Annotated in this window: 27 protein-coding genes; 11 read left to right on the forward strand and 16 right to left on the reverse strand. The window is 69.2% G+C overall.

The window, feature by feature from the left end:
* Genes ACIBO2_RS32920 through ACIBO2_RS32930 form a run of 3 tightly spaced genes read right to left on the reverse strand, consistent with a single transcriptional unit; the run spans position 1 to position 3,097 of the window.
* The gene (locus ACIBO2_RS32920; protein ID WP_358445907.1) at positions 1 to 825 is read right to left on the reverse strand and encodes a carbohydrate ABC transporter permease; all 825 of its coding nucleotides are present in this window, start codon (positions 823 to 825) and stop codon (positions 1 to 3) included.
* Positions 822 to 1,730 (reverse strand): sugar ABC transporter permease, encoded by a 909-nt coding sequence (locus ACIBO2_RS32925; protein WP_358543601.1) that lies wholly within the window; start codon positions 1,728 to 1,730, stop codon positions 822 to 824. Before ACIBO2_RS32925 ends, ACIBO2_RS32920 begins: the two co-directional genes overlap by 4 nt.
* A gap of 5 nt (positions 1,731 to 1,735) precedes the next feature.
* Entirely contained in the window at positions 1,736 to 3,097 is a 1,362-nt protein-coding gene (locus ACIBO2_RS32930) for an ABC transporter substrate-binding protein (RefSeq protein ID WP_397301915.1), read from the reverse strand.
* A 148-nt stretch (positions 3,098 to 3,245) separates the two neighbouring features.
* Between ACIBO2_RS32930 and ACIBO2_RS32935 the strand changes: the two genes are divergently transcribed.
* Positions 3,246 to 4,322, forward strand: coding sequence for a LacI family DNA-binding transcriptional regulator (locus ACIBO2_RS32935; RefSeq protein WP_358543597.1), 1,077 nt, complete (start codon positions 3,246 to 3,248; stop codon positions 4,320 to 4,322).
* 102 nt (positions 4,323 to 4,424) lie between these two features.
* On the opposite strand, the gene ACIBO2_RS32940 is transcribed toward ACIBO2_RS32935, so the two are convergent.
* The 6 genes from ACIBO2_RS32940 to ACIBO2_RS32965 form a co-directional block, all read right to left on the reverse strand.
* A complete protein-coding gene (locus ACIBO2_RS32940) occupies positions 4,425 to 4,745 on the reverse strand; it encodes a hypothetical protein (protein WP_358543594.1) in 321 nt (106 codons plus the stop codon).
* 131 nt (positions 4,746 to 4,876) lie between these two features.
* Positions 4,877 to 5,908: a nitronate monooxygenase gene (locus ACIBO2_RS32945; RefSeq protein ID WP_358543591.1), complete on the reverse strand. Its 1,032-nt coding sequence runs from the start codon at positions 5,906 to 5,908 to the stop codon at positions 4,877 to 4,879.
* 87 nt (positions 5,909 to 5,995) lie between these two features.
* On the reverse strand, positions 5,996 to 6,901 hold the full coding sequence (locus tag ACIBO2_RS32950) for a DUF4331 family protein (protein ID WP_358543588.1): 906 nt from the start codon (positions 6,899 to 6,901) through the stop codon (positions 5,996 to 5,998).
* Positions 6,901 to 7,071 carry a tautomerase family protein gene (locus tag ACIBO2_RS32955; RefSeq protein WP_358543585.1) on the reverse strand — a complete coding sequence of 57 codons (171 nt, stop codon included), beginning with the start codon at positions 7,069 to 7,071 and terminating at the stop codon, positions 6,901 to 6,903. Before ACIBO2_RS32955 ends, ACIBO2_RS32950 begins: the two co-directional genes overlap by 1 nt.
* 170 nt (positions 7,072 to 7,241) lie before the next feature.
* Complete coding sequence (locus tag ACIBO2_RS32960; protein WP_358543582.1) at positions 7,242 to 7,532, reverse strand: hypothetical protein; 291 nt, start codon at positions 7,530 to 7,532, stop codon at positions 7,242 to 7,244.
* A 205-nt stretch (positions 7,533 to 7,737) separates the two neighbouring features.
* Positions 7,738 to 8,967, reverse strand: coding sequence for a serine hydrolase domain-containing protein (locus ACIBO2_RS32965; protein ID WP_358543935.1), 1,230 nt, complete (start codon positions 8,965 to 8,967; stop codon positions 7,738 to 7,740).
* Positions 8,968 to 9,286: 319 nt separating this feature from the next.
* Here ACIBO2_RS32965 and ACIBO2_RS32970 point away from each other — a divergent pair, with 319 nt between their 5' ends.
* Positions 9,287 to 10,024 carry a helix-turn-helix domain-containing protein gene (locus ACIBO2_RS32970; RefSeq protein WP_358543580.1) on the forward strand — a complete coding sequence of 246 codons (738 nt, stop codon included), beginning with the start codon at positions 9,287 to 9,289 and terminating at the stop codon, positions 10,022 to 10,024.
* 51 nt (positions 10,025 to 10,075) lie between these two features.
* On the opposite strand, the gene ACIBO2_RS32975 is transcribed toward ACIBO2_RS32970, so the two are convergent.
* Complete coding sequence (locus ACIBO2_RS32975; protein WP_358543577.1) at positions 10,076 to 11,308, reverse strand: glycosyltransferase; 1,233 nt, start codon at positions 11,306 to 11,308, stop codon at positions 10,076 to 10,078.
* Positions 11,309 to 11,456: 148 nt separating this feature from the next.
* Positions 11,457 to 11,852: a hypothetical protein gene (locus tag ACIBO2_RS32980; protein WP_358543574.1), complete on the reverse strand. Its 396-nt coding sequence runs from the start codon at positions 11,850 to 11,852 to the stop codon at positions 11,457 to 11,459.
* Between the two features lie 128 nt (positions 11,853 to 11,980).
* Here ACIBO2_RS32980 and ACIBO2_RS32985 point away from each other — a divergent pair, with 128 nt between their 5' ends.
* From ACIBO2_RS32985 to ACIBO2_RS33000, 4 genes are all read left to right on the forward strand, one after another.
* Positions 11,981 to 12,952, forward strand: a complete 972-nt coding sequence (locus tag ACIBO2_RS32985) for an NAD(P)-dependent oxidoreductase (protein WP_358543571.1) — start codon at positions 11,981 to 11,983, stop codon at positions 12,950 to 12,952.
* Positions 12,953 to 13,141: 189 nt separating this feature from the next.
* Positions 13,142 to 14,083 (forward strand): RNA polymerase sigma-70 factor, encoded by a 942-nt coding sequence (locus tag ACIBO2_RS32990; RefSeq protein WP_358543569.1) that lies wholly within the window; start codon positions 13,142 to 13,144, stop codon positions 14,081 to 14,083.
* 48 nt (positions 14,084 to 14,131) lie between these two features.
* Positions 14,132 to 14,962, forward strand: coding sequence for an alpha/beta fold hydrolase (locus ACIBO2_RS32995; RefSeq protein ID WP_397301923.1), 831 nt, complete (start codon positions 14,132 to 14,134; stop codon positions 14,960 to 14,962).
* Between the two features lie 23 nt (positions 14,963 to 14,985).
* Positions 14,986 to 15,783 carry a MerR family transcriptional regulator gene (locus ACIBO2_RS33000; protein ID WP_358543564.1) on the forward strand — a complete coding sequence of 266 codons (798 nt, stop codon included), beginning with the start codon at positions 14,986 to 14,988 and terminating at the stop codon, positions 15,781 to 15,783.
* A gap of 4 nt (positions 15,784 to 15,787) precedes the next feature.
* Here the strand turns inward: ACIBO2_RS33000 and ACIBO2_RS33005 are convergent, their stop codons facing one another.
* Both ACIBO2_RS33005 and ACIBO2_RS33010 read right to left on the reverse strand, forming a co-directional pair.
* Positions 15,788 to 16,162 carry a nuclear transport factor 2 family protein gene (locus tag ACIBO2_RS33005; protein ID WP_397301926.1) on the reverse strand — a complete coding sequence of 125 codons (375 nt, stop codon included), beginning with the start codon at positions 16,160 to 16,162 and terminating at the stop codon, positions 15,788 to 15,790.
* On the reverse strand, positions 16,155 to 16,484 hold the full coding sequence (locus tag ACIBO2_RS33010; RefSeq protein ID WP_397301929.1) for a hypothetical protein: 330 nt from the start codon (positions 16,482 to 16,484) through the stop codon (positions 16,155 to 16,157). Before ACIBO2_RS33010 ends, ACIBO2_RS33005 begins: the two co-directional genes overlap by 8 nt.
* Before the next feature lie 35 nt (positions 16,485 to 16,519).
* Here ACIBO2_RS33010 and ACIBO2_RS33015 point away from each other — a divergent pair, with 35 nt between their 5' ends.
* From ACIBO2_RS33015 to ACIBO2_RS33025, 3 genes are all read left to right on the forward strand, one after another.
* Positions 16,520 to 16,903, forward strand: coding sequence for an Lrp/AsnC family transcriptional regulator (locus ACIBO2_RS33015; RefSeq protein ID WP_358543557.1), 384 nt, complete (start codon positions 16,520 to 16,522; stop codon positions 16,901 to 16,903).
* Positions 16,904 to 17,133: 230 nt separating this feature from the next.
* Complete coding sequence (locus ACIBO2_RS33020) at positions 17,134 to 17,520, forward strand: hypothetical protein (protein ID WP_358543555.1); 387 nt, start codon at positions 17,134 to 17,136, stop codon at positions 17,518 to 17,520.
* Positions 17,521 to 17,529: 9 nt separating this feature from the next.
* Positions 17,530 to 18,342, forward strand: a complete 813-nt coding sequence (locus ACIBO2_RS33025; RefSeq protein WP_397301932.1) for a class I SAM-dependent methyltransferase — start codon at positions 17,530 to 17,532, stop codon at positions 18,340 to 18,342.
* Positions 18,343 to 18,415: 73 nt separating this feature from the next.
* Here the strand turns inward: ACIBO2_RS33025 and ACIBO2_RS33030 are convergent, their stop codons facing one another.
* Together ACIBO2_RS33030 and ACIBO2_RS33035 are read right to left on the reverse strand one after the other, a co-directional pair.
* Positions 18,416 to 18,835, reverse strand: coding sequence for a RidA family protein (locus tag ACIBO2_RS33030; protein WP_358543551.1), 420 nt, complete (start codon positions 18,833 to 18,835; stop codon positions 18,416 to 18,418).
* Entirely contained in the window at positions 18,832 to 19,941 is a 1,110-nt protein-coding gene (locus tag ACIBO2_RS33035; protein ID WP_397301936.1) for an aminotransferase class V-fold PLP-dependent enzyme, read from the reverse strand. Before ACIBO2_RS33035 ends, ACIBO2_RS33030 begins: the two co-directional genes overlap by 4 nt.
* Before the next feature lie 133 nt (positions 19,942 to 20,074).
* On the opposite strand from ACIBO2_RS33035, the gene ACIBO2_RS33040 reads away from it, so the two are divergent.
* A complete protein-coding gene (locus ACIBO2_RS33040) occupies positions 20,075 to 20,878 on the forward strand; it encodes an IclR family transcriptional regulator (protein WP_358543547.1) in 804 nt (267 codons plus the stop codon).
* A gap of 228 nt (positions 20,879 to 21,106) precedes the next feature.
* Here the strand turns inward: ACIBO2_RS33040 and ACIBO2_RS33045 are convergent, their stop codons facing one another.
* On the reverse strand, positions 21,107 to 22,312 hold the full coding sequence (locus tag ACIBO2_RS33045) for a DUF3500 domain-containing protein (RefSeq protein ID WP_358543545.1): 1,206 nt from the start codon (positions 22,310 to 22,312) through the stop codon (positions 21,107 to 21,109).
* 135 nt (positions 22,313 to 22,447) lie between these two features.
* Here ACIBO2_RS33045 and ACIBO2_RS33050 point away from each other — a divergent pair, with 135 nt between their 5' ends.
* On the forward strand, positions 22,448 to 23,140 hold the full coding sequence (locus ACIBO2_RS33050) for a TetR family transcriptional regulator (protein ID WP_358543543.1): 693 nt from the start codon (positions 22,448 to 22,450) through the stop codon (positions 23,138 to 23,140).
* Positions 23,141 to 23,151: the final 11 nt, after the last annotated feature.

Below are 23,151 nucleotides of genomic sequence, written 5' to 3' on the forward strand. Positions count from 1 at the left end.
TCATCCCTTCAAGGAGCCCTGGAGCAGGGCCTTGACGAAGTGACGCTGGAAGATGAGGAAGATCACCAGCGTGGGCGTCAGGATCAGCAGCGACCCGGCGCACAGCAGCGGGATATCGGTGCCCCACTGTCCCTGGAAGGCGCCCAGGGCGCCGGACATCGTGCGTTTGGTGGGATCGTCGACCAGGACGATGGCCAGCAGGAACTGGTTCCAGGTCCACAGGAACAGCAGGATGCCCAAGGACGAGATCGCCGGCATCGCCAGGGGGACGTGGATGCGCCGGAACAGCTGCCACACGTTGGCGCCGTCCATCCGCGCGCTCTCCGACAGCTCCCCGGGCATGTTGACGAAGTGGGCGCGCATCCAGAAGACGCTGAACGGCATGAACAGGCCGATGAGCGGCAGGATGATCGCCCAGCGGGTGTTGAGCAGCCCCATGTCGCGGATCTGGTAATACAGCGGCGTGATGATGCCCTCGAAGGGGAGGGTCAGGCCGAGCACGAACAGCAGGAAGATCACCCGGCCGCCGATCACGCGCAGGTGACCGATGGCGAAGCCGGCCATCGTACCCAGCAGGATCGAGATCGGGACCACGCCGAGCACGATGAGGGCGCTCGACTTCAGCAGCTCCCCCATCTTCGCGGCCTCGAAGGCGCGCGGGAAGTTGCCCCACTGCGGGTGGTCCGGCCAGGCCAGCCCCGCCGGGTAGGTGCCCGAGGGGTGCAGGGCGGTGACGAACAGGCTGAGGAACGGCAGGAGCGTGACCGCCATCATGAGGACGAGCAGCAGCCTGCCGGTCCAGGCTTCCCGCGAGGCGGTGATCATCGGTTGCCGTCCTTCGCGAACCACTGGATGGGCAGGGCGCAGGCGATCACCAGGACCATGAGCACCACGGCCAGGGCCGAGGCCATGCCCACCTCGCGTTCGGAGAAGGCCAGGTAGAAGATCTGCAGGCCGGGCACCATGGTCGTGTTGCCGGGACCGCCCTGGGTGGAGATGTAGATGATGTCGAAGCTCGCCAGGGCCGCGATCACCGTCACCGTGACGCAGACCGCGATCTCCTGGCGCAGGCTCGGCACCGTGATGGAGACGAACTCCCGCCACGCCCCCGCGCCGTCCAGCCGGGCGGCCTCGTACAGCGCCGGGTCGATCTTGCTCATGCCGGCCAGGAGCAGCAGCGTGCACAGGCCGAGCAGCACCCACGCGCCGATCATGCCGACCGCGGGCAGGGCGGTGGCGAAGTCGCCCAGCCAGGCCCGGGTCACTCCCCCGAGGCCGACGAGCGAGAGCAACTGGTTGATCACGCCGGTGGAGGCCAGCAGCCAGCTCCACGCGATGCCGGCCGCCACCAGCGGGATGACCTGCGGCAGGAACAGCACGGTCCGCGCGATCAGGGCGAGTCTGCTGGCGGAGATCCGCCGGATCGTCGCGGCGATGGCCAGGCCCAGCACGACCGGGATCGCGCTGAAGAACACGATCAGCTTGACGGCGTTGACCAGCGAGTCGAACAGGTCCGGGTCGGTGAAGACCTTGCCGTAGTTGGCCGGGCCCACCCAGGTGGACGGGCCGATGCCGTCCCAGTCGTAGAGCGAGTACTGAACGGTCAGGGCGATCGGGCGCAGGACGAACACCGCGTAGAAGGCGAGCGCCGGGGCGACGAACAGCCAGCCGGCCAAGCCGCGCGCGCCGCGCAGCTTGGCCACGGCCGGCCGCCGGTGCGAGAGTCCCACCTGCCTCAGTTCCCTTCGAGCTGGCCGGCGTAGTCGGCCTGGACGCTCTTCAGCAGTTCCTGCGGCGTCTGCTGTCCCGCGACGAGTTTCTGCAGCTGGGGGGTCCAGCTCTTGGCGTAGATGGCGCCGGTGGCGTTGGCGATGAAGTCCATCGCGCCGTTGTCCTTGGCGATGTCCGCCCCCGCGGCCAGCGTGCCGGCGGTGACCGTGCCGGATTCGACGGCGGGCATGTACGCGTCGGCCGGTCCCATCGGACGCGATCCGCCGACCTCCACGCCGATCTCGCGGGCCCGCTTGTCGGTGGCCACCCAGTTGAGGAAGAAGGCGGCGCAGTCGGCGTTCTTGGCGTTCGCGGCGATCCCGAAGGTCAGAGGCGCCGACATGGCGGCCCGCTTGCCGCCCTGCTGGACCGGCGGCATCAGGGAGAAGGCGACGTTGCCCGCCATCTGCTTGTCGAGGTTGCCCGACTCCCAGTCGCCGTTGAACATGAACAGGCCCTTGCCGCCGATGAAGCGGCTCATCATCGTCGCGTAGTCGACCGCGTTGACGTCCTTCTGGAAGTAGCCGGCCTTGATCCACCGCTCCAGGTGCTGGGCGGCTTGCAGGTTCGACGGGGTGTCGATGGTGGCGCCGGGCTTCTGGAAGATCCAGTCGTTGATCGGCTGGGGCGGTCCGTAGGAGGCCATGAGGTTCTGCAGCGGGAAGGCCAGGCCGCCGGTGGCGCCGCCGTTGAACTGCACGATGGGCGTGATACCCGCGCTCTTGGCCTTGGCCAGCACCGCGTCGAGCTCCGCCAGCGTGGCGGGCGGCGCGGACATCCCGGCCTGCGCGGCGAGCTTCTTGTTGTAGAAGACGCCGGTCATGCTGAAGTTGAGGCCCAGGGCGTACAGCGAGCCCTCGCCGCGCGGCCGGCCGCCCGGGCCCAGGCGCAGCTGCTGGAGCTGCGAGGCCGGCCATTTGTCCCAGCCGAACGCCGTCGCATAGCCGTCCAGGTTCTTCAGCAGATTGTCCTTCACCAGCTCGGAGACCTGGGGCAGGCGCATCAGGTCGGGCGGGTTGTCGGCCAGCACGCGCGGGGCGTTCTGGGTGATGACGGCGAACTGGTCCTCGCGGATGTTCCACGTGACGTTCGGGTGCTGCTTGGTGAACTCGGTGGTCAGCGCCTTGGGGAGGGGGAAGCCGGTCTCGAAGTAGCCGTTCATGGTGATCGGCGCGGTGCCGCAGGTGGGCGCCGCGGACACCGGCGAGGCGCTGGTGGCCTGGGGTCGCGGGCTGTCGCTGCCGGGAGCCGCGCAGGCGGCGGCCAGCGTCCCCATGGCGATCACAAGCGCGGCCCCGGACCTGCCGGGGCGAACTCGGCGTGCCATGTGCATCTCCTCTGCTGCTTGGGACGATCGGCACCGGGCTGATGTCCCGCTTTCCGTTGCTAAATCGGGTTAGCGCCCGATAGTCTCACGGCGCGCGTCATACGATGTCAACCCCCCGTACCACTCTCTTGACGATCGGAGGTCCTGGGTGAGCCCACGACGGGTCACGCTGGCCGATGTGGCCAAGGCGGCCGGTGTCTCCCGCCCGACCGCCTCGCTGGTGCTGTCCGGCCGCGGCCGTGAGCTGCGTATCTCTCAGGACGTCGAGCAGCGGGTCCTGCGGGCGGCCGAGGAGTTGCAGTACCGGCCCAACATCGTCTCCGTGGGCCTGCGTACGGGCACCAGCCGGACGATCGGCTTCGTCTCCGACACCGTCGCCACCTCGCGGCTGGCCGGCGACATGATCAAGGGCGCGCTGGAGGCGGCCCGTGAGCGCGGTTTCATGCTGTTCATCGGTGAGACCGAAGGCGACGCCGAACTTGAACGCCTCCTGCTGCAGGCCATGCACGACCGCCAGGTCGACGGGCTCATCCTGGCCTCGATGTTCACCAGGACCATCAAGGTGCCCAAGGGCATCACGGCCGCGCCCGCAGTGCTGCTCAACGCGCTGCCCAAGCAGCCCACTCCCCTGCCCGCCGTCATCCCCGACGAGGCCGAGGCCGGCCGCCGCGCGGCCCGTGTCCTGCTCGACGCCGGCCATCGCGACGACATCTACCTGATCGGCGCGGGCCCGCGCCTGCGCGACGTGCCCGCGCAGAGCCTCGCGGCGGTGGAGCGGCTCGTCGGTATCCGCGAAGCGCTCGGCGCGGCGGGGGTCAAAGTGGCGGGCGCCCGCACCTGTCCCGACTGGCAGCCGGAGTACGGCCTCGCCGCGACGCGCGACCTCCTGCGCACCGCCAGGCCGCGTGCGCTGATCTGCTTCAACGACCGCATCGCCATGGGCGCCTACCAGGCACTCGACGACTTCGGGCTCAAGGTGCCGGGGGACGTCTCCATCGTCTCCTTCGACGACCACCCCCTCGCCTCGTGGATGCGGCCCCAACTGACCACCGTGGCGCTGCCCCACTACGAACTGGGCCGCAAGGCCGTCGACGTGCTGTTCACGGAAATCGACCGGTTCACCGAGGCCGACCGCGAGCATGCGGACACCGACCGGGCCGGCGAGGTGCACCGGGTCCCGATGCCGGTCCGCAGTCGCGAATCCGTCTCGCCGTCGCCGGCTTGACCGTTGATCACGTGCCGGCCGGCGTCTCCAGGGATGGAGCCGGGTCGAAGCGGCCCCAGACGCCGCTGACCGCGCGGTTCCTCCGGCCGTTGCGCGACAGCGTCACACTGACCAGCGCCGACAGTGCCGCCACGTCAATCGGGTGAGCGATACCGGCGAGCTCGGCGCCGGTGGACGAGGGAACAGCTCGGTCAGGTAAGCGGCCGTCGGCCCGTAGATCATCGCCGAGAACACGATCTGCAGCAGCACGGCGATGACGATCTGCGCGTACTGGTGATTACCTGCGGCCGCTTTCATCCACGCGTACAGCGGCAGGAAGGTCAGCGCGGCCAGGACGAGCCCGGCGACGATGATGCGGCGGAGATCGCGGGGTGAGGTCTGCTCGACCTCGGGAGATTCGGTGCGGCGGTTGTTCGGCAACAAGCTGATGTCCCCTTCGGCTGGGCCTCCTGGCCGGCTGACCAGCGGTAGAGGGGACGTTAAGCGCGCCGTTATCTTCGGGTCCAACGATTGTTGGCGATGGGAGCCGTCTCCCGGAGAGAACTAACGGCGTGCTACAGGTTCGCCGCGAGGCGGGCCAGGATGCGCGCCGCGGGCTCGGCGGACGCGTGCCGGTAACCGGTGCCGGCCCACAGGTGGAGGCGTTCGGCGTCACCGGCGGCGGCCGCGGCTCGGCGCAGCGGGCTGGTCAGGTGGTGCAGCGCGGGGTAGCCGGCCGGGGCGAGGTGGTCGTAGCTGTCAGTGAAGGCGTTGCGCAGCGCGCGTGCGGGGCGGCCGGTGAACGCGCGGGTGACGATCGTCCGGTCTCGGGCCGGGTCGGCGAGAGCGTCCTGGTGCGTTTTCGAGGCGCCGCTTTCGTCGGCGCGGATCAGGACGGTGCCCACCATGGCGGCAACAGCGCCGGCCCGCAGGACCTCGGCGACGGCATCGCCGGTGGCCAGACCTCCTGCGGCGATGAGCGGGAGATCGGTCACCTGGGCCACTTCGCGCAGCAGCTGGGTGATCGGTGTCGCCGCGGGAAGGCGGTCGGGGGTGAGGGTGCCCGAGTGGCCACCGGCCGCGCCCGCCTGTACGGCCAGGAGGTCGGCGCCCGCGTTGGCGGCGCGGAGCGCTTCCTCGGCAGAGGTGACCGTCTGTGCGATAAGCGTGCCGGCGGCGCGCAGCGCCTTGATGACCGCCGGATCCGGGATGCCGAAGGTGAAGCCGGCCAGCGGGACGGGGTTGGCAAGGAGGAGGTCGATCTTGTCGCGCCAATGGTCGTCGTCTTCGGTGAGAGCGACGGTGGCGAGGTCGAGTCCGTACTGGTCGGCTTCGGGCTGGATGGTGCGGGCGTAGCGGCGGTAGGCAGCGGGGGCGGCTGGGATCGGGTTGGGGGCGAACAGGTTGACGCCGAACGGGACGGCGGCCGCTCGTACCTCGGCGATCTGCTCCGCGAGCGCTTCCGGGCGCTTGTAGCCGCCGGCCAGCAACCCGAGGCCGCCGGCTTCGGCGGCGGCGGTGACCAGCCGGGGCGTGGTGGCGCCGCCGGCCATGGGTGCGGCCAGCACTGGAACGGACAGGCCGATGGCGGTCAGTGCGCTGTTCATGGTGGCCTGCTCTCCTGCCGGTGCCGGATCCGGCCCTTCGCCGTCCTCGGCTCCGAGGTTAGGAGGTGGGACCAGTGACTGGGAAATTCAGTTCGGAGCGCCCAGGTAGGGGAAGACCGTGAGCGTGTCGCTGTGCGGCTTGATCCCCTGGGAGGGCGCGTTCCCCTTGGTCAGGATGGCCAGCTGCGCGTCGATGATGTCGTCGGCGAGCTGGCGGCCGTTCGGGTAGCCGGCCGGATCGGTGCAATCGTAGGTGAGCAGGTCGGGCAGCAACTGCCCGGCCACCTCGGTGGCCTCGTGCTCGGTGTAGCCGCCGCCCGCGCCCAGCAGGGCCCCGACGATCTTGCCGGTGTGGTCGCGCCGGTCGTCGGCGGGCGCGCCGGCGTTGTAGGCGTTCTTGTCCTTGTCCTTGGTGAAGACGATGTTCATCAGCGGCCGGCCCATCCGCTCGACCTGCGTGCCCTCCAGCAGCACCGTCGTCCAGTAGCCGACCGGTTGCTCCAGGAACAGGCTGTTGGGCACCTCCAGCACGATGGCGAAGACGTTCTTGTCGGCGAAGAAGTCGGCCCCGGTGAAGGCCATGCCCGCCTTGAAGCCCTCCAGGTCGAAGAAGAACGGATCGCTGCGGAGCCCGGCGAAGAAGCGGTACTCCCCCTCGGTGGAAGTCTGCGCCCGCGGCCCGAAACACACCGGGGCACCGGCGAAGAGCACCTCGCCGTCCAGCTTCACCCTCGCCGTCTGTTCCGCCTCGCCGGAGAAGGTGACCGCGAAGGTCAGGTCGGCCACGGCGTCGCCGTTGGTGTCCAGGTTCAGGTTGTACACGGCCCGCGGGTGGAACCGCTCCCCCATGGTCGGTGCCAGCGGGTTGACGCACATGATCAGGACCGAGCGGTCCTGGTCACCGGGCTGCCGGAAGGCGAAGATGTCGGTGATGTCGATCCGGGCATCGCCATGCGGCGGCTTCATCCCCGGAGCATCGAGATGATCGGACATCAGGAGCCTCCTTCGGCGATGGCCGCCAGCCGGGGATCGGCGATTCCCCGTCGACGTACTCCTACCGGGATCCCCAAGACCTCCACCAGCGCGTGATGGACGGCGTCGACGACGGCCTTGACCTGGTCGGGGCGGCGTCCGCGGACCATGTCGATGCCTACCAGGGGCATGTCGGTGCTCCAATCGCGAGGTGAGGCCGCCCCTCACGATCCTGGACATTCCCCCCCAGCTCGGAAAACAAGGGCGGCCACCGTCTTGTTGCACCTCAGGGAAGAAGAGCTTTACGGGTGCTTGACCCCAGCACCCCGTTACGGTTGTCGCCCCGTGGACTGTCAGCGGCCTACATGAGCTTGGCGAGAGTGGGACCTGACACGTCCGTCGATGTGGGGCTGATGTACTCGGTGGAGACGTTCAGCTCCTTGCCGGCCGCGTCCGACCCGCTCTTCATGGCGCCGAAGAACGGATCGCTCAGCGGGCCGGAGACCACGACGACGGACAGCTTGCGGCCCGCGTCTCCGGAGGCACCGGGCGATGCGCCGGTGTCGCTCTGCCTGGAACATCCGGCTGTCAGTACGGCCAAGGCGACGATCGTCGAGATCAGGGCAAGGCGGAACCTGCGGACGTGGGGCATGACGCTTCCTGGGCCGAGGGAGGCTCGCGTGTTCGCGGCGAGTGGGCCTCCACCCGCCCACTCGGAGCAGGCGTGGCGGCGATGGGAGGACATCAGGCTCGCATCGGGCTTCACATCCGACGATTGTTTGCGATGCGAGCCATCTTCAGTGGAGAACACTTCTCTCGCCCCGTCCCGGCCACGGACGCTCGACCAGGCAGGCGGGTCAGTCGTCGAGCGCCTGGTAGAGGGTGGTCCAGAAGTCGTGGATCAGCCGCGCCGAATTGGGGACGGACATCCCGACCTGGGTGAGCATGATGCCGGTGAGCTGGTTGGCGGGGTCGGCGTAGGTCGAGGTGCCGCTTCCGCCGTCCCAGCCGAACTGGCCGATGGGCGCGTAGTCGCCGCGGTAGGTGCGCACCGCCATCCCGAAGCCCCAGCCGCCGTGCTGGCCTTGGCCGAAGGACACATGGACGTTGTTGACGGCCATGGCGTGCCGGGCGGCCTGCTGCTCGGGGGTGAGGCGGTTGGTGGTCATCAGCTCGACGGCGGGCCGTGACAGGATCCGTTCGCCGCCGTGCGTGCCGCCGTTCAGCAGCATCCGGAAGTAGGCGTGGTAGTCGTCGGCGGTGGAGACCAGCCCACCGCCGCTGCCCTGGAAGGCCGGAGGCTTGCTCCAGCGTCCCCCGTCGGCCGCGTCCCACACGTGGAACTCCCCGCTCCGCGGGTCGGGGGCGTACAGGTCCGGCAGCCGATCGATCTGGTCAGCGGGCACGTGGAAGCCGGTGTCCTTCATGCCCAGCGGCTCGAAGATACGCTCGCGCAGGAACTCCTCGAACGACTGGCCGGTGACCCTGGCGACCAGCACGCTGAGCACGTCGTGGCTGATCTGATACTGCCAGCGCTCTCCAGGCTGGTGCATCAGCGGCAGCTCGCCCAGACGGCGCATCCACTCATCCGGCCCGGGCATCGGCTCCGGCAGATCGGGCGTCAGCCCCCGCTCGAAGATCGCGCCCATGATCGGCGTGCCCAGCGCCGTCATGTCCATGCCGAGCCCGAACGTGGAGGTCAGCAGATCCCGTACGGTGATCGGCCGCCGCGCGGGCACCGTGTCGTCCAGCGGGCCGTCGATCCGCTTGAGCACCTGCCGATCGGCGAGCTCGGGCAGCCACGGCTCCACCAGGTCATCCAGTCGCAGCCGGCACTCATCCAGCAGCACCATCGCCGCCGCCATCGCGACCGGCTTGGACGTCGAGGCCATCCGGAAGATCGTGTCCCGGCGCATCGGCGCGCCACCGTCATGGCGCATCGTCCCGATCGCCTCGACGTGCGTCTCCTCGCCCCGGCCGACCAGGGCGACCAGCCCGGGAATCTTCCCGGACTCGACATGCCGTCCCAGCACGTCACGCAGTCGGCGCAGCCCCGCTTCGGAGAAGCCGCCGTTGCCGTTTCCCATCATGAATCTCCTCGCGCACAGTGTTCGATCTCTGCGAGCCCTGCCTGGGGCTCGGTCATGGGTCACCCTCAGCGGCGCCACCGGTGCCGTTCGGAAAACCCTGAACGCCTGCGACACTACATTGCGTTTATAAATCAGTCAACAAGCAATGAGAGCCCGTTTCACCTGCTCTATCTAGTAAACATGGCCTTCTTTGCAATGACTGTGAGACTGAATGCAAAGGGTGATCAGACTTGCATTGCAATGGGAAGCGAGCGAATACATACTGTTGCGGTGGGTGTGCGGCCCGCGCATGTCGAGAGACAGGAGACGAGCACCGATGCCCGGAGGCAGACTCACCAATGAGGACCGTCAGCGCATCGCGGCGGCGCTGGCCGAGGGGCTCGGATACGCGGAGATCGGCCGGCGTCTAGGGCGGCCCGCCTCGACCATCATGCGGGAGGTCACCCGCAACGGCGGACCCGACGACTACGGGGCGGAGCAGGCGCACGAGGCCACCCGGCATCGTGCGCGCCGGCACAAGCAGGCTCAGCCTCCGGCGCCGCCGATCCCCGACAGCGGCCACGGGCGTGACCCCCAAGCGGTGCGGGACTTCACGGAGTCCTTCACCGCTCTCCTCGTTCAGCAGGGCCTGCCCCGGATGGAGGCCAGGGTGCTGGCCTGCCTGTACATCACCGACTCCGGCGCTCTCACCGCCGCCGACCTGGTCCAGCGGCTCCGCGTCAGCCCCGCGTCGATCTCACACGCCATCGCCTTCCTCGAACAGCAGGGCATGCTCAGCCGCGAACGGGCCCCCGGCGCGCGCCGCGAACGCTATGTCATCGACGATCAGATCTGGCTCGGGACGCTCCGCGCGGCTCTGCGGATGAACGAGGCCCTGGCCGTCGCATCGCAGCGCGGAGCCGAGATTCTCGGGGCCACCACCCCGGCGGGCGCCCGCTTCGAGTCATCCGCCGAACTTCTTTTCCTCCTGAGCGGAGCCTTCCGGCAGGTCATGGAGGAGTGGCTGCGGAACCAGACCGCCCGGAGCGTCCACGCGCCGACCACCTCTTCTTGACGCGCGCCACCGCGGACCTGCGCGAAGCGCCTGTCCGTGCGGGCCTTCGGATCAGCCCGCGGACCCCATCCGGCCGATCATGTCGAGCACGAGGTTGGCGGCCACCTCCGCCCCGTCGGTGCGGACCGTCTGCGCCACGACGGCCGCGCGGGCACCGGTCTCGGGAGCCAGAGCGATCTTGAGCGCGGCCGACAGCGACTCGGCGGTCGGCGTCGGACCGTCGTGTCCCGTACCGATGCCCAGCTCGGTCACCCGGCCCGCCCAGTACGGCTGGTCGGCGACCTGAGGCACGATCACCTGCGGCGCCCCGGCACGGGCCGCCGTCGCCGTGGTGCCCGCGCCGCCGTGGTGCACGACCGCGGCCACCCGGCCGAACAGCTCCTGATGGTTGGCCTCGCCGACCACGAAGCAGTCGTCCCGGTCGTCGACCAGGGCCAGATCGGCCCAGCCACTCCCGAGCAGGACCCGGCGGCCCTGCGCCCGTACCGCCTCGATGACGGCCTGGGAGATTTCCCGCGCGCTCGCGCCCCGCATGGGCATGCTGCCGAAGCCCACGTACACCGGCTCCGCGCCGGCGGCCAGGAACGCCTCCAGATCGGCCGGCAGCGGGCGCTCGTCCGGGCGGATCCACGCACCGGTCTGGACCACGTCAAGGTCCGGCGTCTCCTGCCACGGGCCCAGAACCGGGTCGGCCGCCAGGAACGGGCGGTCGGTGAAGGCATAGTCGCGGACGCCGTCCACCGGCGGCAGGCCGATCGAGGCCCGGTGGGTGTTGATCATCTCGCCGAAGAGCGCGTTCTTGTGCTCGGCGTCGAGATCCCACAGCGCCCGGTTGTCGGTCACCCCCGCGGGGACCTCCTGCCCCGGCCAGGGGCGAGGCGGACGGTGCGGCGACGGCAGGTAGCTCGGAGAGAATGACGTGAACACATAGGGCACGCCCAGCTTCTCGGCCGCCGCCCGCGCACCGGCCACGGCCGGGAACGAGCCGGTGGCCACCACCGCGGCGCAGCCCTCGGCCGGCCCGGTGACGGCCTCGTAGGCCATGGCGGTCAGCTCGGCGGCGATGTCGGACAGGCTCGTCTTGCCGGGGACCGCCCCCGTCGCCAGCGCGCGGATCGGCCAGCCGAGAGCAGTCAGCGGCACGTCGATGCCGTCCAGCAGTTGTGCGAAGTCCGGCGGCGCGCACACCCGCACCTCGGCGCCCAGCGCCTTCAGCCGCACCGCCAGGCCCGTCATCGGCCCGACGTCCCCGCGCGACCCGTAGGTCACCAGCACAACGCGCATTCCACGACCCCCATTTTTCGTACGTTTCCAGCGTCGAGGGGTGATTGTGCGGCATGACCCGGGCCTTGTGGCAAGGCCCCCCATGCGCTATAGGTTAGAAGTGGAAGGAGCGGTCATCCCTCCTTGCTACCGCCCGTCGGGCCGCCCTTCACTCACAGTCGATCTCGCGCAGCGCGGCCATGCCCTCGTCCGGATCGGTGATCACCGCGTCCTCGCCGTCCTCGTCGCCCAGCGAGAGGACCTGGGGAGACAGCTCGATCAGCGAAGCGATGAAGGGCCGCCAGGTCTCCGCGGACAGTGACGACTGGACGCGGATGATCAGATCGAGAATCTGGTCCAGGTGGTCGTCGAAGGAGATGGAGAGCCCCGCCAGGTGCTCCTCGGATGCGAAGTCGAATCGGATCACGTTGACGTCGGGCAGACATCTGATCCGGAGCGTGATGGTGTCATCCCGGTATGTATGGTCTACCCAACGCCACCCTTCGCCGCTCTCGGCCTGCCATCCGCGGCTCTCCAGCCGGCCTTGAATGTCGTCTATCGTCACTGGCCGTTCCCTCATGGTCATTGTCGGGAGCTTTGGTAGCTTCACGTGGGACAGACAGCATCCGGACTTCCGCCTTGCTTCGGGGACGAAGCACAGGAAGTCGTATTACATCTGATTAGAGGAGCAGTATGAGGGTTGTCGTCATCGGGGGAAGCGGTCATATCGGCACATTCCTCATCCCCCGGCTCGTACGCGCGGGTCATGAGGTGCTCAACATCAGCCGGGGAAGCCGGGTCGCCTATGCCGAGGCCCCTGAATGGCAGCACGTACAGCAAGTGACGGCGGATCGCCAGCAAGAGGACGCCGAGGGCGTTTTCGGCGACAGAGTGGCGGGGCTGCGGCCGGACGTCGTCGTCGACTTGGTGTGCTTCACCCTTGAATCCGCCGTCGCCCTCGTGGAACGACTCCGCGGGCAGGTGGGCCACCTGCTGCACTGCGGATCCGTGTGGCGGTACGGGCCGAGCCACAAGTCGCCCATCGCGGAAGGGACAGGGACGGAACCATTCGGTGACTACGGCATCCAGAAGGATCGAATCGCGCGGATGCTGAAGGACGAGACCGCCGGCGGCGGCGTGGTGACGACGTCGCTGCATCCCGGGCACATCGTCGGCCCGGGCTGGGACCCGATCGGACCGATCGGCAACTTGGACCCCGCTGTCTGGCGCACACTGTCGGCCGGACGGCCACTGAAGATCCCCGGACTCGGCGTCGAGCTCATGCATCACGTTCACGCCGACGATGTCGCTCAGGCCTTCGAGAAGGCGATCGCGCATCCTGACACGGCAGGCGGGGAGGACTTCAATGTCGTCGCCCCAACGGCCCTGAACGTCCGAGGGTTCGCCCACGAAGCAGCGAGCTGGTTCGGGCAGACGGCTTCGCTGGAGAGCGTGTCTTGGGAGGAGTTCCGCGCCACCACGACCGACGAGCACGCGCAGGTGAGCTGGGAACACCTCTACCGCAGCCACTGCCTCACCATCGACAAGGCCAAGACACTTCTCGGCTATTCACCCAGGTACGAGCCCGAGGCCGCAGTACTCGAGTCCGTCCGCTGGCTCATCGAACACGGCCGGCTCGAGGTGGACCGTCCCCTCGTCGTATAGCTTCCCGCGGTCGCCGGCTGCTTCGACGAGCTTGGGCAGCGCCGCGGCCGGGTCGCCGGCAGGCTGCCCTCCGGCGACCGCGCCGAGCGGCATGTGACGTACACCACCGATCACGGATGTCACACAGCGGCGAGAACCGGCGTCTTGTGCGGACAACGCACTTGAGAAGCGAACAGGCAGGAGCCGGCCATGAACGAGCGCAACGAGCCAACGACAGGCACAGCCGAGCCGCTCGCCGGTCCCGCCCAGATGGACCCCGCCACCGAGGCGTTCGTCACCCACCGCAACCTGCTGTTCACCGTCGCCTACGAGATGCTCGGATCGGCCGCCGACGCCGAAGACGTCCTCCAGGAAACCTGGCTCCGGTGGATGACGGTCGACCTGACGCAGGTGCACGACCAGCGTGCCTACCTGGTCCGGATCACCACCCGGCGCTCGCTCGACCGGCTGCGCACCATGAAGCGTCGCAAGGAGGCCTACGTCGGCCCCTGGCTGCCCGAACCCCTGCTCACCACGCCCGACGTGGCCGAGAACCTCGAACTGGCCGAGAGCGTGTCCATGGCACTCATGCTCGTCCTCGAGACGCTCTCGCCGACCGAACGCGCCGTATTCGTCCTGCGCGAGGTCTTCGACGTCAGCTACGACGAGATCGCGACCACCGTCAGCAAGACCCCCGCCGCCGTACGGCAGATCGCGCACCGCGCCCGCCAGCACGTCCAAGCCCGCCGCCCACGCGAAGCGATCTCCCCCAGTCAGGCCCGGGCAGCTCTGGTTTCGTTGCAGCGCGCGCTCGAAACCAGCGATCTACAGGGCCTGCTCGACGTGCTCGCCCCCGACGTCGTCCTCATCAGCGACGGCGGCGGCGTCAAGCAGGCCGCGCCACGGCCGATCACCGGCGCCGAGAAGGCGGCCCGCTTCATCGTCGGCGGCCTCGGCAAGGCCCAGGTCACACTCACCGGCGACCCCACCGTGGTCAACGGCAACCCGGCACTCGTCCTTCGCGTGAACGGCGAGATCGACGGCGTCATAGCGGTCCAGGTCGAGGATGCCCGCATCACCGGCCTCTACTACGTCCGCAACCCGCGGAAGCTGACCCGCATCGCATCAGAGACCCCGCTCACGCTGCGATGACCCGCGACGGTTGACCCTGCCGCAGGGTCAATGTCCCAGCATGGCGGCATGACCAACGCGTACGGCGATGGAGAGCAGGCGACGAGAGGCGACAGGACGATGCGGCACTTCACGGTCCACCACGACGGCGTCACGCTCCCAGTGACTCGCGGTGGCCGGGGAAGACCGCTGGTCCTGTGCCCCGGACTGAACTCGACCCAGGCCCACCTTCACGAACTGACCGAGCTGCTCCGGCGCGACCACGACGTGGTGACCTTCGACCTGCGGGGCCATGGCCTCGCCTCGGCCGCCGACCACTACTCCTTCGAGGCGTTCCTCGGCGATCTGACCGCCGTACTGGCGGAGCTGGACGCGGCGCCCACGCTTGTGGGCTACTCGCTGGGCGCGGACCTGGCCGTCCACTATGCCGCCGAGCATCCGGGCGCCGTCGCCGACCTCGTCCTCATCGACGGGGCGAACCCGGTGCCAGAACCGTTCATCACCGAGGCCCTCCTGCCGGAGTTCCGCGCCATGTGGGCGGACCTGGCGGCGCGGCAGCAGGCCGAGCGGGGGACCGCGCGTCAGGTGCTGCTCACCGCCCAGGAGATTCTCGACCTGAACATCGAGATCGATGCGGTCCGATCCAGGATCCTCCACCGGTACGAGAAAATCGACCGGCCCATCAGCCTCATCATGTCGACCTCGATGGGCGGCGACAGCGGCGAAGGACACGCGCCGCGGTTCAACCGGAACTGGCGCGCCGGTGTCGAGCGGCTGATCCGTGAGCAGCCACACCTCGCCATATCCTGGCTCGACGCCGACCACCAACTGGTCTTCACCCACGCCCCGGAAATCGCCCAGATCATCCGAAATACCCAAGCCAGCCAGGCGACTTCTTAAGCAACCCCTGGGATGCTGCTCTGATGCTGACCATCAGCGAGCTGGCGTCCTACGCCGGAGTGACGGTACGCGCGGTGCGGCACTACCACGCCAAAGGACTGCTGCCGGAGCCGGAGCGAGACCACTCCGGCTACCGCAGATACGACGCCGGCGCCGCAGTCGAACTGATCAAGATCCGTACCCTCGCCGAGGCCGGAGTCCCACTGGCGCGCGTGCGCGAGCTGCTCCAGGCCGACGAGGCGGAGTTCGCCACGGCGGTCGCGGACATCGACGAGCGGCTGCGGGCGGAGATCCGGCAGCGACAGCGCCACCGTGAGCGGATCGCCCGGCTCGCCTCCGGGGACAGCTTGACGCTGCCCCCGGAGGTGGTCGACTATCTCGACCGGCTGCGCGCGCTCGGGGTCGACGAGCGGATCGTCCAAGCCGAGCGCGACGGCTGGATCCTGCTGGCCGCGCACTCCCCCCAGCGGGTCCCGGAGTGGATGGCACGCAAGCGGGAGCAGATCGCCGACCCGCGGCTGATCGATTTCTTTCTCACCCTGAGCCAGGCACTCGACCGGCGCGCCGGCGACCCACGGCTGGTCGAGCTGGCTGACAAGCTGGCCGTCTACATCACGCGGCTGGCTGAGGAGAGGGGCGAGGACTACGTCGACGACATCGACATCGAGCCACCGCTCGTCCAGCTGATGGACACGTTGGCGTTCGAGACTGTGCCGCCCGCCCGTCGGCTGATTGAGCTGCTGAAGAAGCGAGGCTGGACCGGCTGGACCAAGCTCGAGCGCGTGGAGCCCGCGCGGGCGACAAGGACGCCGGACCTTTGACGCGCTACCGGGTCTTCGTGTAGGCGTCCTTGAGGCATATCTTCCCCTCGCGGAAACGCCACAGGTCGATGCCGTACTCGCAGTACGGCGAGCCGCTGTCGGAGACGAGGTGGTACGTCCAGGTGCACACGGCCCATTCGCCGTTGATGAGCGGCTCACCCTGCTCGATGACCGCACCGGCGTCGTGCTCGAACATGGCACGGAAGCCATCGGCCGGCTCGGCATGGCCGCGGAAGGTGCGGCCCGGCTCGGGACCGACCGACGCGGCGTAGACCGCGTCCTCGGTCATCAGCTCCAGCAGTGCGTCGGCGTCGCGCCTGGCCCAGGCGTCGGCGAAGCGGGCCAGGCAGTCACGCGGGCTCGTCTCGAACTCAGACATCGTCGTTGTACTCCTGTGCGAGGTAGGCGTCCAGGTCGGGCCCGCCGGGGTTGGCGAGGACGTGCGTCATCCAGGCACGCCGCTCGAAGTCGGTGACGCTCAGCTCCCACACGCACCCGGCCGCCGGACTCGGGTGTGGCGCCAGGTGCTCGGGCCGGTCGGCGGGCGCGGAAAGGATCCGCTGGTGGACCTCGTTCTTCTCGGCCCACCAGCAGGCCAGCGCATAGCAGAGCCGGGGCGCGTCATGGGCGATGACGAACCCGACACCGTACCGGTCGGGCGCGACGGCAGGCGCGGGGAACACCGTTCGCGCGGTGCGCAAGGCGGCCTCGGCGACTTCCGCGCGGGCAGGTCCCCGTGCGACGCGATCGTGTAGAGCTTGACCGCCCAGTCACCCAGCTCGGCCCGCCGCAGGAAACGCACGCTGCGGGCGCGATCGTCGAACCGGCGGAGGTCAGCGCGGGCACGGCCGCGTTCGTCGCACTCCGCTTCAACCCCGAGCCCGGAGCCAAGGCGGAGGTCAACGCGGCCTTGGAGCGGGAGCCGTGCGTGCTGGAGGTGCACGAGGTGGCAGGCGAAGACTGCTACCTGATCAAGGTCAGGGTGGGCGCCACGGTCGAGCTGGCCGACGCGCTCGACCGTATCCGCGCGATCCCGGCGATCTCACACACCAACTCCACGGTCGTCCTGCGCACCGTCTTCGAACGACCGATCACCATCGATGCCGGGCAGCGGCACTGAAAGAGATCGTTTCGCCCGGCCGACATTCGTTCCCCTTCCTCACAGGCATGACGCTCGGATTGACGTTGCTAGTCGTTTCAGTCATGATTGAAATAACTAGCAACCTCACAAGGAGCAGACCATGGAACAGGTGACCTTCAACAGCCTCGGCACCCGCTGCGCGGGCGATCTGTATCTGCCACAGACGAGCGACCCGGTCCCCGGGCTGGTGCTCGGGCACAGCGGGGGTGATGGTCAAGGAGGCGCTGGCGTTCTTCGCGCCGTACTTCGTGAAGGCCGGGTTCGCGGTGCTGGCCATCGACTACCGCACGGTCGGTTCCAGCGAAGGCGAGCCACGTGGCCTGGACTACCCGGAACGGCAGGCCGAGGACTTCCGCAGCGCCGTGTCCTACCTGCAGACCCGCCCCGAGATACAGCCGGAGCGGATCGGGGTTTGGGGCGTCTGGCAGAAGGTCATCCAGCGCAAGCTCGACAGCCTGGGCGCGTTCGGCGAGATCGCCGATGAAGGACTCGACCTCGTCGGCGGCGAGGAGCACCGCGCTGAGCGCATCAAGGCCGCCCATGACTCCCTGACATGGCTGCAGGACCTCGCAGCCCGCCATCCGCTACGCCGTTAAGGAACCGCCATGCACCGCTGGCAACCCAAGCTTGGGCTGATCCAGGAAACACTGCTGCTCACCCTCTATGCCAGAGCCCTGGACGCCGAGCTGCCCAGCCCGATCCTCGGCGACACGCTCTCCGCCGACCTCGCCGGCGGAATCGACTACGACTTCCGCAAGCTGAAGGTCAAACCCAATCTCGTCCTCACCACCGCACTGCGCGCCAAGAAGCTCGACGACGTCGTACGCGCCTACACCGCCGCTCACCCCGGATGTGTGGTGCTCGACCTGGGCTGTGGCCTGGACACCAGGATGCCGCGCTGTGCTCCCCCGCCGGGCGTCGACTGGTACGACGTCGACTTCCCCGAAGTGGTGAAACTGCGATCCGAGCATCTGCCCAGCCGTTCCCACCTGGTCGGAGCCGACCTCACCCAATCCGGCTGGCTCTCCGCCATCCCCGACGACCGGCCCGCCGTCATCGTCGCCGAAGGGCTGCTGCCCTTCATGCCCGGCGACTCCTTCCAGATGATGACTCGCCAGCTGACCCGCCATTTCCCCTCAGGTGAGCTCGCGCTCAACGGCTACACCCGCTTCGCGGCCTGGGCCATGAAGTACCATCCGACCATCAAGGCGCTCGGCATCACCGCCGCCCAGGGCTTCGACGACGCGCGCGAACCCGAGTCCTGGGGCGCGGACCTCGAACTGGTCGAGGAGCGGATCCTCACCCGCGCACCGGAAGTAGCCCGGTTCCCGCAACCGCTACGCGCGCTGACCCGTCTCACCGCCCGCAGCACGGCCTTGTCGCGGCAAGGGGCGCGCATTCTCCGCTATCGGTTCTGACGGCGAGGAAGCCGAGCTCGGGCGGCGCCGTAGCTGGAGGCGCCGCCGGTCACCAGGGCGACCCGGCCGGCGCTCATGCTCGGGCGTCGCCACGTACCGCGATGACGGCCTCGATCTCCACGGTGAGCTCCGGAGCGGCGAGTGCGGCGACGACAGCAAGGGAGTGCGCCGGGACGTCGCCATCGGGATACCACTCGGCGAAAACCTCGTCACGGGCGGCGAAGAAGCCGGGCAGCTGCTCGGTGCCCGATACGAAGGTCAGCAGCTTCACCACATCGTCCGGCGTCGCCCCGAACTCGTCGAGTACGGACCGCAGATTGGCGAACACCTGCCGGGTCTGCGACAGGGCGTCCGGGCCCGCGAGTGAGCCGTCTCGCAGGTTCCCCACCTGCCCCGAGACGAACACCAACGTGGTGTTCTCCGGCACCGTGGCCACGTGACTGTAGTTGCCGATGGGTGCCGGCACGCCGACCGGGTTCCAGCGCTTCGTCATGGGGTCTTCGTATCTCCCAGCGCGTTCGCGGCTCGTTCGACATCGGAGCTGTTGTTGAAGTAGTGGAAGCCCACCCGCAGCCGGTCGCCGAGCAGGGTCGCGCGGACACCGTCTCGCGCCAGGCGGGCCCGGACCGCGTCCGGATCGATGACGCGCACCACCGCGATGTGGCTCCGGGAGCTGGGAAGGAGGGTGCCGGCGCCCGTCTCAGCCACGCGAGCCCGGAAGTCGGCGGCCAGCCGTAGGCAATGGCGCTCGACCCGCTCGGCGTCGAGGTCGAGCAGGAGGTCCAGTGCGGGCAGCGCGCCGACCCAGGAGAGCCAGGCGGGTGAGGTGTCGCAGCGCGCCGCGCTGTCAGCGCGGACGTACGGCCCGCCGAAGAACCCGTAGGGCGGCTCGGTGGACCGCCAGCTCGGCAGCAGGGGAACCAGTCCGTCGATGTGCTCGGGCGCTGCCACCAGCCAGGCGGCCCCGCGCGGGCACAGCATCCACTTGTAGCCGTGCACGGCGAGGTAGTCGGGGCGCACCCGCTCCATGTCGAGGTGGAGCGCGCCGAGCGACTGGGTCGCGTCGACGAACAGGCGGGCGCCCACCCCGTCGGTGGCCTGGCGCAGCGCCGGCAGGTCGGCGCGGTGGCCGTCGATCGACAACACGTCGCTGACGGCGAGCAGGACGGTACGCGTGTCGAGCGCGGCCACGAGGTCCTCGGTATGGGTGTGACCGTCCCTGGGCGGCACCAGCACCACCTCGTGTCCGGCGGCCTCCAGTTGCCACCAGGGAAAGAGGTTGCTCCGGAACTCCTGGGCGGGCACCACGATCCGTCCGGGCGGCAACGACTTGGCCACGGTGGCGGCGGCCTCGGCGGTCGAGCCCATCACGGCGATCAGTTCCTCGGCGATGCCCAGCAGCCGGGCCACAGATCTCTTGCTTGCGGCGGGGGCGTGGTCCCATTCCCGCCAGTCGTGCTCCCCGTAGAGCCACGAGTCCAGGGCCGCCCGCAGCGCGTGCACGACGCCGAGCGCGGCGGGCGGGCTCGCCGGTGTGTCGAGCCACACGTGGCGCTGCAACGCGGGGAAGTGTGACCGGAACTGCTCGGAGCTGAGCATGTGATCCTTCCTCAGCGGATGTGTCGGTTATGGCGCATCGCAGCATGACCTTCGCCGAGCACATCGACTCAAGGAGCGCTTGCCTTTTTCGCTATAGTCGAAAACTTGATGGTCGAAGAGCTTCGATGGCCCCGTGACTGAGAACGCCGAGATCACCGGGGACGGCAGCCTGCAGACCCTGCTGCGCGGCCTCGACGTGCTGCGGGCCGTTGCCCACATGGGCGGACAGGCCACGGCCAAGAGCATCAGCCGGCAGCTCGACCTCAGCCTCGGCCGCTGCTACCACATCCTGCGCACGCTGAAGGCGGGCGGCTACATCGTGCGACTGCCCGGTGGGCGAGTCGACGTCGGCCCGCACGGCGCCTCCCTCGGCCGCCGGCTCGGTGCCAGGTTCGAGCCCCTTCCCGAACTGTTCGCCGTCCTGGCCAGGCTGCACGCGCGGACGCGGGAGACCTCCTATGTCAGCGGCTGGCATCACGGCGTCATCACCCTGTTGCAGTTCATCGCCGGTGAGCAGGCGCTCGGCGTGCGCGGCCTCGACGTCGGCTACACCGGCGACCTGCACGCCCGCGCCTCCTGCAAGGCGGTGCTGGCGCACCTGCCGCGCGAGCAGATCGAGATCATGTTCCGCGGGGTCGAGCTCCGGCGGCTGACCGCGCACACCCACGGCGACGTCGACAGCCTGACCGTGGAGCTCAGCGAGATCCGCCGGCAGGGCTTCGCGCTCGACCTGGAGGAGTTCAGCGAGGGCGTCTGCTGCGCCGCCGCCGCCTACTTCGATCACGACGGTGCTCCGGCTGGCTCGTACACGGTGTCGGTGCCCGTCACGCGGTTCAGGGCCGCCCAGCGCGACCTGGTCGCCGCGGTGCGAGAGGCCGCCGCCATCGCGACGAACCTCCTGCGCGGTCATCACCTCGCGGCGCCCAGCCGCGACTGACCGGCTACCCGCGCCGTCGCACGCACGCCAGTCGACGCCGTTCACGCACGCCAGTCCGACGCCGTTGGCGCCGCCGGTGACGACGGCCACCCCTCGCTCGCTTGACATGCAAGTAGCGGCTTGCCAGTGCCCTCTGGGGGCGCGAGCGTGCAGTGACCAGAACTGGTCGCGACGACACCTGCGGCAACCTGATCCAGATCGCCCACCAGGCCGGCTAGCGGCGGGCGGTCAGTGCGGGATCTCGGTCCGGTGCGAGGCGAGCAGGTCCATCCCGAAGTCCCCGTCCGGGTCCCGCCACACGGAGTGCGCGTGGTTGGCGGCGCGCTGGGTGTTGTCGTACTCGATGAGCAGGCGTGGGCCGGTGAGCCGGTAGTAGTGGGGCTCGCCCGGCGAGACGCTGCCGGCCCAGCCGAAATGTACGCGGTCGAGGTTGCTCTCGACGAGATAGTGGCGGCGGTAGGCGTCGGCGACCGGTGCCGGAGAGCGGTCGGTGTAGGCCGCCAGCAACTCGCGCAGCAGCCCGCGCTGCTCCCCCGTCATCTCGTGGGCGGGGACCCCTTGGGGGTCTTGGGTGAGCGCCATCGTCTCGTGGTCCTGCTCCGTGTAACCGGAGTCGCGCTCGGCGGCTTCGTCGAGCCGGTGGGCGAGCGCGGACAGCTCCGGCCTGGCCAGCGGTCCGCGGAACAGGTCCTGTAGGTGCATCATGCGGTCTCCGGGGCGTACGCGGGCGCGGTTGCCCGAGACGATGTCGGAGATCGCGCGGGGGTGCAGCAGCGCCCGCGCCTGGTCCGGCCTGCGCAGCGAGCCCATCACGGAGCGAGCCAGGTCCTCGGCCCCGCCGAGTGGGCGCAGCGTCCCGGCGAGCAGCGGCGATGTCGCAGGGTTGGCGCCCAGGAACGACGGTGTCGACGCCGCGATCCGTCCCTCGTGAATCAGCAGGTTCACCGACACATGGTGGCCGCCGACACGCCACCCCCACAGGGGGTCACCGGGACGGCCGAAGACGCGTACCCAGTACAGCCCCGGGTCGCGGGTACGTTCCCGGCCCCAGTCGACGCCCCACCCCTCGAGTTCGTCGAGGACGTTCTCCAGCCCCATGATGACGCAGGCGGTGGCGTACGCCGGGCGCGTCAGGCCACTGGCCAGGAGCCGCATGGCGAGGCCCTGCTGCCGGGGCGAGAGCTCGCCGAGCGGCACCCCACCGTGGTCGGTGGGGGTGTAGAACCACCGGACCCGCTCGGCCTCGACGGCCGGGGCGCCGAAGGGGGTCCGCACCGCTCGGGCGGACAGCGCTTCCGGGAGCGAGTCGAGGAATTCGGTCGCGACGCGGACCATGTCGTCCACGAGCGTCCGCTCCGCGTCGCCCGGACCCGCCGCTCCCCCGCCATCCACCAGACCTGCTGCTTCCACGCGATCGGTGACCTTCTCGCCCACCAGACCCACCTCATCCCTCTCGAAATGGTCCCTTTCCGGAGTCATGCGGCGATACGTCCGGTTCCGCGACATCGAGCATAGCCTTCGAACCATCGGCGACCTAGTAAAAAGACCGCCGGTATGTAGGATGTGGCCGTGACCTTCAAGCGCGCCCGCAACGACGAGCAGCGCGGCGAACGACGGCGGCAGATTCTCGACACCGCCGCCGCGATGCTGACCGAGATGCCGGTCGCGAAACTGAGCCTGAACGAACTCAGCCGCCGCGCCGGCCTGGCCAAACCCAACGTGCTGCGCTACTTCGAATCACGCGAGGCGGTCCTGCTCCAGCTCCTGGACACAGAGATCCACGACTGGATCGCCGAACTGGAGCAGTCACTCGAACCCACCAGCGGCACTCCGCGGCAACGCGGAGACCAGCTGGCCGCCATCCTGGCCAAGTCGATCACCGGGCGGCCGGTGCTGTGCGACCTGATCAGCACGCAAGCCGCGGTGCTGGAACACAACGTGTCCACCGAGGTCGCCATCCGGCACAAGAACGCCACCCTGCGCGCCTTCCAAAGCCTGGTCCGGCTGTCTCTCCATTACCTGCCCGAACTCGGCACGCAGGACGCCTTCCGGCTCGTCGGACTGGCCACGCTGACGGTCAGCGCCGCCTGGCCGTACAGCCGGCCCACAGAGGCACTACTGGCCGCCTACACCTCCGACCCGGCGCTGGCCCCCATGCAGGTCGACTTCACCGACCTGGTACGCCAAGCACTGGAAGTGACCATCTCCGGCCTTCTCGCCCGCGGAGAAGACCTGCCGCTGGGAGCGGGCCCCCTCAGCTGAGCCCGCCGCGA

It is taken from the genome of Nonomuraea sp. NPDC050022 (genome assembly GCF_044460705.1).
GTDB lineage: Bacteria > Actinomycetota > Actinomycetes > Streptosporangiales > Streptosporangiaceae > Nonomuraea.